This is a genomic window from Armatimonas sp. (assembly GCF_031410135.1).
Classification (GTDB): Bacteria; Armatimonadota; Armatimonadia; order Armatimonadales; family Armatimonadaceae; genus Armatimonas.
Genome location: NZ_JANNYP010000461.1, coordinates 1 through 9166 on the forward strand (window position 1 = coordinate 1; position 9166 = coordinate 9166).

General features: G+C 59.1%; 12 protein-coding genes. 6 read left to right on the forward strand and 6 right to left on the reverse strand.

What is annotated here, in order from left to right:
- On the forward strand, window positions 1–280 hold a 280-nt coding region (locus tag RMO15_RS17075; protein ID WP_309714653.1), incomplete at its 5' end, for a hypothetical protein.
- On the opposite strand, the gene RMO15_RS17080 is transcribed toward RMO15_RS17075, so the two are convergent.
- Together RMO15_RS17080 and RMO15_RS17085 are read right to left on the reverse strand one after the other, a co-directional pair.
- A complete protein-coding gene (locus RMO15_RS17080; protein ID WP_309714654.1) occupies window positions 277–915 on the reverse strand; it encodes a prepilin-type N-terminal cleavage/methylation domain-containing protein in 639 nt (212 codons plus the stop codon). The genes RMO15_RS17075 and RMO15_RS17080 overlap by 4 nt on opposite strands.
- Window positions 916–1146: 231 nt before the next feature.
- Window positions 1147–1476: a hypothetical protein gene (locus RMO15_RS17085; protein WP_309714655.1), complete on the reverse strand. Its 330-nt coding sequence runs from the start codon at window positions 1474–1476 to the stop codon at window positions 1147–1149.
- A 25-nt stretch (window positions 1477–1501) separates the two neighbouring features.
- Here RMO15_RS17085 and RMO15_RS17090 point away from each other — a divergent pair, with 25 nt between their 5' ends.
- The 4 genes from RMO15_RS17090 to RMO15_RS17105 are packed head-to-tail and all read left to right on the forward strand — an operon-like array spanning window position 1502 to window position 5406.
- Window positions 1502–2254, forward strand: a complete 753-nt coding sequence (locus RMO15_RS17090) for an SDR family NAD(P)-dependent oxidoreductase (RefSeq protein ID WP_369016131.1) — start codon at window positions 1502–1504, stop codon at window positions 2252–2254.
- 37 nt (window positions 2255–2291) lie between these two features.
- The gene (locus RMO15_RS17095; RefSeq protein WP_309714657.1) at window positions 2292–3263 is read left to right on the forward strand and encodes a DPP IV N-terminal domain-containing protein; all 972 of its coding nucleotides are present in this window, start codon (window positions 2292–2294) and stop codon (window positions 3261–3263) included.
- Window positions 3264–3270: 7 nt separating this feature from the next.
- Entirely contained in the window at window positions 3271–4224 is a 954-nt protein-coding gene (locus RMO15_RS17100) for a ribose-phosphate pyrophosphokinase (RefSeq protein ID WP_309714658.1), read from the forward strand.
- 54 nt (window positions 4225–4278) lie between these two features.
- Window positions 4279–5406: a hypothetical protein gene (locus RMO15_RS17105; RefSeq protein ID WP_309714659.1), complete on the forward strand. Its 1128-nt coding sequence runs from the start codon at window positions 4279–4281 to the stop codon at window positions 5404–5406.
- A gap of 201 nt (window positions 5407–5607) precedes the next feature.
- Here RMO15_RS17105 and RMO15_RS17110 read toward each other — a convergent pair whose 3' ends face one another.
- A complete protein-coding gene (locus RMO15_RS17110; RefSeq protein ID WP_309714660.1) occupies window positions 5608–7362 on the reverse strand; it encodes a hypothetical protein in 1755 nt (584 codons plus the stop codon).
- Window positions 7363–7393: 31 nt separating this feature from the next.
- Window positions 7394–7615: a hypothetical protein gene (locus tag RMO15_RS17115; RefSeq protein ID WP_309714661.1), complete on the reverse strand. Its 222-nt coding sequence runs from the start codon at window positions 7613–7615 to the stop codon at window positions 7394–7396.
- 56 nt (window positions 7616–7671) lie between these two features.
- Between RMO15_RS17115 and RMO15_RS17120 the strand changes: the two genes are divergently transcribed.
- Window positions 7672–8241, forward strand: a complete 570-nt coding sequence (locus RMO15_RS17120) for a hypothetical protein (RefSeq protein ID WP_309714662.1) — start codon at window positions 7672–7674, stop codon at window positions 8239–8241.
- Window positions 8242–8244: 3 nt separating this feature from the next.
- Here RMO15_RS17120 and RMO15_RS17125 read toward each other — a convergent pair whose 3' ends face one another.
- Window positions 8245–8835, reverse strand: a complete 591-nt coding sequence (locus RMO15_RS17125) for a cytochrome P460 family protein (protein WP_309714663.1) — start codon at window positions 8833–8835, stop codon at window positions 8245–8247.
- Window positions 8832–9166, reverse strand: a 335-nt coding sequence (locus tag RMO15_RS17130) for a hypothetical protein (RefSeq protein ID WP_309714664.1), incomplete at its 5' end; no start/stop codon positions are given. The genes RMO15_RS17125 and RMO15_RS17130, both read right to left, overlap by 4 nt.

Consider the following 9166-nt stretch of genomic DNA (forward strand, 5'->3'; position numbering starts at 1 on the left):
CCCGGAGTGGCAGCTCAGCCATGCGGGCACCCTCCAGCAGCAAGTGGCCGCCAAGAAAGAGGCTGTCATTGGGGGTGGTGAGGAACCGCGCAGCGCCCAGCTTCATTTTGAGGGAGAGTCCCCCGATGCTGTCTGGCTTAACGGAGTTCCGGTCAGCCATAGCGATATCACTCTCCTGCCCGGCGAGAACCGGCTGGTTGTCTACGGCGAGCACGGCCCCGCATCTCTCATCCCTGACGGCGCATGCTATCTGATGGAGATCACGCAGTGGCAGGCTTAGTCTTCCCAGTAGGTGAGCATGGAGTCTTTCAAGATCCCGAGGCTTAGGCGCTTGACATGACCATCACAAAAGAGCCCGTTGAAGCCATTGTGGTGCGCCGATTCCCAGTGACCCGGCGAGCTAGACCAAGTCTCACAGTGCACGGCGGGGTTGTTATGCTCCCACATCAGGAGCGTCATGGTCTCCACCGCCGCCTCGCTGCGTGTCAGCGGTCCCACCGTCGTTCCACCATCGGGAGCTGTGATATCAGGAGGCCGGTTGAGCAGGTTGTTCATGGCGTACTGCGGCGAGCGTATGGTGACTCCACCGGAGATGACCACTTTTTCCTCAGGGCAGTTCAGCACTCCCGTGTTTTTCAGGTACGGCTTTAAAAGAAAATCTTGACTCGGGTTCCAGTTGGAGCGCGGGATCGTCCAGCCAATACCTCCCTGATCGAAGGCAAAGAAGACCTCGTCGTAGTCTTGAACATACATCCGAGCCCCCAGACCGATCTGGCGCATGTTGCTCATGCAGACCGTCTGGCGGGCCTTGGCACGGGCCTGCGCAAAGACGGGAAAGAGAATCGCGGCGAGAATGGAGATAATGGCAATGACAACCAGAAGCTCGATGAGAGTAAAGGCGGCACGGTTACGCATAATTAGAAAATTCCCTGAGCCTTTTTTCACGAATCGTTGGGCCGCCGATTAAAATCAGCGTCTCCGACGGAAACAATATCCGATGAATCGGACTACCGAATTTAGTCGCGGAGCGACTTTGTCTCCCGAAGGGCGACGTCCAATTTATTGGGCGGTCAATGATTCAGGAAAAAAGCTCTCCCTGACTCTAGTTTATCGCAAGATACGATAAAAACATGACATCATTTGGCCTCATTCGGTGGGCAAGATGTCGGCGGAAACCAGCCGCGATTCACTGTCATAATGAATCTGCAAGGCCATGTCACCAAAGCCGTATTCATTCTTTTTTAGCCAATATCTATTGTTGGGGAGATCCGCTTTCCCAAGCAACTGCTCTACACTCTCACGTTGCCTTCCTGGTTGAAGAAAACGGCGCTTTAAATCAGGCACCATCGCCGGGCGTTTCTCACGTGATCTCCACGTCTGCACATCGAAAATTTCCGTAGGGGCAGGGATCCACCAAGCAAGGGAACCTACTACCAGAATCACGACGCCCCAGTTTCGCCCTTGCTTCCATGTCATGCCAGAATTATTTCCGTTCGATACAATGGCCTTCATGAGTGAGAAAAAAATAGCGGTCGTCACTGGTGCCTCTAGCGGCATTGGAGCGGCGACGGCACGGCAGCTTGCGGCGGCAGGCTATTTCGTCGTTTTAGGCGCACGGCGCGAAGATAAAATCAATACCCTCGCCAAGGAGCTAGGCGGCGCGGCGCATGTTCTCGATGTGGCAGATACAGCCTCGGTCGAAGCCTTCTGCGCCACCGTACCCGATGCCATTCAGGTGCTCGTGAACAATGCGGGTGGCGCGATTGGATTAGAGCCACTTGCCCAAGCCCGCGACGAGGACTGGCTCCAGATGTACCAGACCAATGTCATGGGCCTGATGCGTGTCACCCGCGCCCTGCTCCCCAGGCTCCAAAACGGCAAGGGACATATCGTCAATATCACCAGCGTCGCGGGCCGCGAGACCTACCCCAATGGTGCGGGCTACTGCGCTGTCAAGCACGCCGCCCGCGCCGTCACGGAGACGCTGCGCTTAGAGCTTAATGGCACGCCCGTTCGCATCACCGATGTCGCGCCGGGCATGGTCGAGACCGAGTTCTCGGAAGTGCGCTTCTTCGGCGACAAAGAGCGAGCGGCAAAAGTCTACGATGGCCTCACGCCTCTCACCGCCGACGATGTCGCCGAAGTCGTGGTCTTTGCCGTCACCCGCCCCTGGCACGTGAACTTAGACGAGATCGTGATGAAGCCGGTCGCACAGGCACGCGCCACAGTGTCGGCACGCGGGGTGGGGCTCTAAGTTGGACGCGAAGCGCGCAAGGCCTTGGTATTTTTGGATGCTGGGCGGCTGTGCGGCGCTGTTTCTCCTACCGCCTCTGGTTACCTTCGGCTTTGGAGCACTGGTATTTGTCATGGGCAAGCTCTCGGGGGCGAAGTATGTACGCGCCAATGAGCTCACTTACGATCTCAGCGCGGATGGCAAGCGGGTCGTGTTCGCACTCAACAGCCCTCTCTCGCTTCTGGAGCTAGCAACGGGCAAGAGCACCACCATCGACACTCCGGGCTTCCCTCGCGCTCTGGCCTATCCCACGCTCTCCCCTGAGGGCAAGGCCGTGGCGTTCTCGGCGGAGTCTGATCTCTGGCTAGCATCGCTGGATGGCAAGAGTGTCCGGCGGCTCACCAATGATGATACATACAGCGAGTTTAAGCCGCGCTTCTCTCCCGATGGTCAGAAGCTGGTCTTTGCCCGCCCGAAAAACAATCCTATCGCCCCTACGGGTGTGTTCTGGAGTGATTCCGATGTCTGGACGATCCGCCGCGATGGCACGGATCTGCGCCCACTCACCCACAGCAAGTACCGAGAGATCAGCGCACCTCAGTTCACCCCCGACGGACGCTCCGTGATCTTCGCCGCAAGGGTTCCCACCGATGACATGGGCGGAAGCCGAGAGGCGCTTTTTGAGGTAGCTGCCCATGGCAAGCAGCCCCCACGCGAGCTCTTCGGGCGAAAGGCCGAAGATATTGGAGGGAGTTTTGTCCACGATCCTGCCCTCTCCCCCGATGGCAAGCAGTTTGTGATTATCTCCGACAAGGCCAACCCATTCAACTACGACCTCTGCCTGCTCCAGCGCGATGGCTCGGGCTTCCGTCCTCTCGGGCTGGCAGGCCCAGCAGAAAAAGGCACGTTCGAGCAGCCCCGGTTTGCCCCTGATGGAAAGACAATTTTCTATCTCTGGAAGGATGCCCTCTGGCAGGTGAGCACGGACGGCAAAAATGCGCACGCAGTTGCGCCGCTCACGGTACAATAGCCTCCGTATGTCTGCTCTTCGCCCCCCCATGGCGCTCTTCTCCGGAACTGCGCACCCCGAGCTCGCCGCCGCTGTCGCCCAAAACCTGGGTATCGAGCTTGGCCCTCTCAAGATCACGCGCTTCCCCGACTCCGAGATCTACATCAAGTTCGAGGACTCGGTGCGCGGCACGGACGCCTTTGTGCTCCAGCCCACGTGCGCCCCGATTGATGCGAACCTACTGGAGCTGCTGATCTTGTTGGACGCGCTCAAGCGAGCCAGCGCCAATAGTATCTCGGTGGTGCTGCCCTACTACGGCTATGCCCGCCAGGAGAAGAAAGACCGACCGCGCGAGCCGATCACCGCCAAGCTGATCGCCAACTTGCTCACCACAGCGGGCGCGAATCGTATTGTCGCCATGGACCTGCACGCTGATGCGATCCAAGGCTTCTTCGATATTCCCGTGGACCACTTAACGGCCATTGGAGCGATCAGCGACTATCTGGCGACCAAGAACCTGGAAAATATCGTCGTGGTCTCGCCCGATGAGGGCCGCGTGAAGAAAGTGCGTAAGATCGCCTCGCGCCTGCACTGCCCGCTCGCCGTGGGCTACAAGTTCCGCCCAAGCCACGGGATCGCCGAGATCTCGGGCCTCGCAGGCGATGTCAAGGGCAAGACCTGCATTGTCTACGACGACATGATCTCCACCGGCGGCTCGATCAACGAGATCATTGACATGCTGATTGCCAGCGGTGCCAACCCGGAGATCTACGTCGCCTGCACCCACGCCGTCTTGGCTGGCCCTGCGGTTCAGCGCCTCTCCCGCCCAGAGATCAAAGAGCTGATCGTCACCGACACCATCCCGATCTCCGCCGAAAAGCGCACCGAGAAAACCACCGTCATCTCCGTCGCGCACCTCTTCGCCGAGGCCATCCGCCGCATCTGGACAGGCGACTCCGTCAGCGAGCTCTTCACCGACTGAGCCCCCCATCCCTCCATGTTCCGCCAGCAGCAACGCCCCACCGACACATTGACAATGACCGAGGAAGAAGCGCGGCAAGTCCTGCAAACCGATGGGACACGCCGTCGCAAGCGTCAGCGGCTTCTTCGGGTGATCAGACTCGGCTCAAGCATCGGGATATTGCTGGGCTACGGACTAGCACTTGCCCATATGATTCGTTTCCAGGAGCTTTTCGCCTGGATTGGGCTGAACGGACTCCTCAACACCTTCGGCTGGCGCTTAGTGCGGGAGTCCTCCCGACAGAAAGCCGCCTTACAAACCCTAACTCCCCAGGCACAACTTGAGGACATTGCCTGGCTGATTGAGGGCTTGGAATACTCCGAAATGCGACTCCAGATTGTTGAGCGCCTTCAAGAGCTTCTGCCCCGAGTCACTGCGCAAGATGCTCCCCTTCTGCCCGAGGGTGCCCGAAAGATCCTGCGGAGCCACATCAGTCAGCTTGATGCCGCACTTCCCTTTCGCATCGTCGCCCTAGAGGCTCTACTGCGAATCGGAGATGAGAAAACGAGCAAGCTGGTGCAGAAGCTCGCAAAAAAGAAGCCGCAGGTTCCCGGCGAAGAAGCGCTAATCGCCATGGCCCGTCGTGCGCTTGAACAGGAAACTGCCGATCTTACTGCACCAAGCCTGTCCGCGTCTGAAGCCCACCAGATGCTTCAAGAATTCACGGTGGTCGCAGCGGAAAAAGGGCGACAACTTCAGGTGACACGACTTGCCCTGCTGGTGCTGATTCTAGCGGGGTTGGGATTCTTTCTGGTTACTCACAATCCCTTTCTCTTTTTTGGTGCGCTGGTGCTGGCAACGGTTCTCGCTTTGGCAGATGCACTCCGATCCTCGATGAAAGTTCCCGATCTAAACTATCAGTGCGCCTGCCTGCGGCTTGTGGAGACGGCGGAGAAGAGCGAGCTGCCTCTTCTGATAGATCATATCGGCCAGCTTCAGAGCCACACCCACCAGGAACTTGCCTACCAATCCCTCACACGCCTCCTGAACCAGCTCACTCCTGGTGACCAGCACCTTCTCACCCCCAAGGTACGCAAGTGGCTCCAAGGAAATATTAGCCAGACCGCGGGATTAGATGTTCCTGATTGGTATCGTGCTTTCGAAGCAGCTACACGGCGCGTCCTAGAGAGCCACGGACGGTAGTACGGGCGCTTCGGGGACGAGAGAGAACCGTGCGTACGAGAGTCGGGGCTCTTCTGGGACGAGCTGTCGGTGTGAGTACGCTCGTACGCGGCGTGGCGGGTCGAGGGGGAGATACGCGTACGACCGTACGCAGCTCTCTGGGACGAGATCCCAGGATGGGTACGGTCGTACTCCTCCTTAGACCTCGTCCTGGAGAGTCCCTTACTTATCTCCGGGCCAGGGCTCTCCGGCGCACTCCATGATCATGCGCCCTTCGTGCTGGATTCCGCGCTCTAGTCCCTGGCGCAGGCTCTCTTCTTCCTGAGCCGTGGGGATCAGTAGCGCGGCCCAGGCCACCAGGAGCGCTGCCATGAGCGGCAGGGCGAGCTTGGGGAAGCCACGCACCATGGCAACGGAGGCGGGGACGCGGCGACGCCAGCCGCGAATCGCAAGGGCGAGGAGGACGAGGAGGGGGATAGTGAGGAGCAAAGGACTAGCCAGAAGCGCGATCGTGGCGCTGGAAAGACCCTGGTTTCCCGCACCGAGCCCCTGGAGCATTCCGAGAACCCCATAGCCCGTGGCAATCGCCAGCGCCAGAACGCCGTAGACACTGACAACGGTCAGGAAGACGGAGCCCAGTATGCGGCGCTGGAAATAGAGAGTCCCTGCCGTGAGCACTGCCGTCGCTAGGCCCACTCCCAGCAGAATCTCCTCGCCCGCTGCCCGAGAGACGAGCAGGCTGATCAGTGGTACGATGCCGAAGCTCAGCCAAAGGCCCGCACGCACTCCCGAGTGGAGCGGCTTGCCTTCTTGGATGCGGCGGGTGCGGCGCAGCCCCTGACACAACCCGCCGATCAACACAACCCAGAGCGCGGAAAGCATAAGAGCAAGCCCTGCGGCTTCGAGCTTCATTACCCTAAACAACCGCGTCATGCCCATGGGGCTGGTAGCATCAGCACGATCCATTCGCCCCTTGATCGCAAGGCGAAACGCGGTGTTCTGCGCAGCCGCTCCCACCAGCTCCAGGTGACCCACGCGCTGGGCATAGGCATCCCACTCCGCATCACGGATAACTTGCACCCGTGCCGTCAGCGCTTCGTCGCTCTCGCCCGGCTGATGAAGCTTCTCTTTTTCGAGCTTCGGTGCTCCGCCGGGGCGCGATGTGGCAATGCTATGGATCGCCATGCCCACCAGGTTCCCGATGAGGTTCGGGGCGTCGTTACGTAGATGCGCTCCCAAGGCCATCATCTCCGTGCGAAGTGCCAACCCGCCTTGCAGATCGCCCGCTTGCTCTTTGGCGATTACCTTTGCCTGCACCACCCGCGCCATAGCCCGCAGCTGTGCGTAGTGGGGATAGAGTATAGACGCTGAGATCGCCACCCGTGAAAGCGCAGGCGACTTACCCTGGCGCTGCTCCATCTGCTGCCACTTCGCCCGAATCTCATCAGGAATGTGCTCATCCCAGGTTGTATTTGTAGCGGACTCATGAAGTGCGGTGAGCGCCTCATCATCCCGATTCGCCGCCAGCAAGACAGCCACTTTGCAGGCAGGGAAGTAGGCATTCTCGGGCTCCAGACGAGCGCCCCGCTCCGCCACTTCCAGCAGCGCCGCGACATCGCTGTCTTTCGGTGACACATAGACGGGAGCAGGTTCTTTAGAGCCTTCGTAGTTCTCGGGGCGCTTGCCCGGCGAGGCCTGTTCCAACCCAAAGCGCAACGCCGCCGCCTGGAGCGCCACATCACCCGGAAAGCGCTTCGCCTCCCCCAATAAACTGACTCGCGTCCCATTGGCGAGTGCCGTCACCGGGTCGTTGACAGATTTTGTCGTATTCTGTGACGCGTAGATCATTGCCTGAACCCCAGCAACCGTGAGCATTCGCAGCTCCAAGCGCGCCAGCCAGCCCGTGAGCGGTGCAAGGCTACACACAGCCACAACTCCAACGCCTACCAGCAACGAGACCATATTTCGTTTTGTCATGCAACAAGAAACGCAGAACGCTCGCTTTTGGTTACGGGCTGGCGTGGGCCATTTCGTCCCAGCGTGCCTCCAGAAGCTTGGCGTACTCGACCAGACGCAGGTTGTAGTTGCCCAGCGAGTGCCCGTCGTTGGCCTTGATTAGCAGCGTCTTGCCATCGTAGCCGAGCTTCGTGAAGCCGTCCCAGGCGGCGTAGCTCGTACTGGCAAAGGGAATCCACTCCGCATTGGCGCGGACATAGACAATTCGGCTCATAGCAGAGCCTCTATCGCGGGGAACTTTCCCATGCTAAACTCCGATACTAAAAGCAGATGAAGCGCTACGATGGTATCTCCCCGCTCTCCTGGATTCTCAGCGCCGGTATGGGAACCCTACTACTCTTTCTAGGGCTTACCTGGTATGTCTACTTCTTGCGGTGCTTCTGTATCCTTGGGAGTTTTACCTTCACGGACTGGGACGACTTTGTGCCACTGGCGCTCTTGCTACTTGGCATCGGGCTTGCTCTCAACACCGCACGCGTTCCGACTTGGTTTCCGCGTCTTGTCCTTGGTATCTGCGCCCTAGCTCCCGCGCTACCGCACATTCCCCTGTACTTCATGGCCCGCGAGGCACAGATCTTTCTAGGACACTGGCCGCAGATGATGGTCAACGACCCCAAGTGGCTGGTAGGCCGCTCACCTGGCTACGACCTCTGGAACCACCGCGTCGCCTACGTCGAAGCCTACTCAGGGGCGCTTTTCCTGGTGTTCTGGGCACTCTTCTTCGCCCTCTGGTCACGGCTCAATATCTGGCAACGCACCGCCTACCTGCTCCTCTTCCTCGCGGCGCATCTTGTCCTTCAGTGCGATCCCGGCGGTCTCTATGCCTGGTGGCTTGACTGAGTCTTACCTTAGATCTCGCAGAACCGTCTTGCGCTTAAGCCATGGCACAAAGAGGTGATCTGGCCCCGGCGCTTTCGTATGGCACCCGATGCAGGTCGAAATCTTCCCCTTTTCCAGCGGAGCCCCGGCTTCCTGAATGAAATACTCCCAGTCGCCATTTTGTGGATCGTAGCCGGGAGCACGCTTGATCATTCCAGTCACGCTATTGGGCCGTCGGGGCGCATCTTTCAGATAAGGATACTGCCGCGCCACTTTCTCCTTGACCACCACCGCCCCAATAGGAAAGGTTCCAGTGTCTGCTTTTAGAGCCAATGCTGCCTTAAAATCCACCAGAACCCGCACCTCGGAGTATGCATGAGGGCCCGTGTCCGCCTCAGCGCGCTTCACATCCTCCGGGTTGGCTCCTCGGCAGAGCATGAGCAGTCCATTATCTACCTGATAATTGGGAGGCGTGAGGCAGGTATAGCGAGCGTAGGCGCTTACCACTTTTTCCGGCGTGATCTCCTCGGTCGTTGGAGAGCTTCGCCGCGAGAAAAAGACCCCAAGCGTGATCCCCAGCGCGAGCGCTAGGGCAAGAGACAATAGTCGTTTCATTTTTTAAGTTGCTCCTCCAAAGTAGTGCCTTTGGACCAGTAGCGCAGGATGTGCTGGATCTCTTGTTGCGTGGCCCGCTTCGCCACGAGTTCCCTAAGCGAGGTATTATCCGCAACCCAAGCGGCTTCAAAGAATGCTGTTGCCGTCTCAGTTTCAGGAGGAAAGAGCAAACACTGGTTCAGTATTACCTGGATCAGCCTCGCCTGGGTCTGCGGTGGGATACCGTAGCGCTCCAAGAGCGTAAAGACCGTGGGGATATTGGTGCAGCGCATCGTGGTGAGAACCGTGATCCCGGCCTCAGTGGCGTCCATAGCGGCGCGGGCACTCTCCG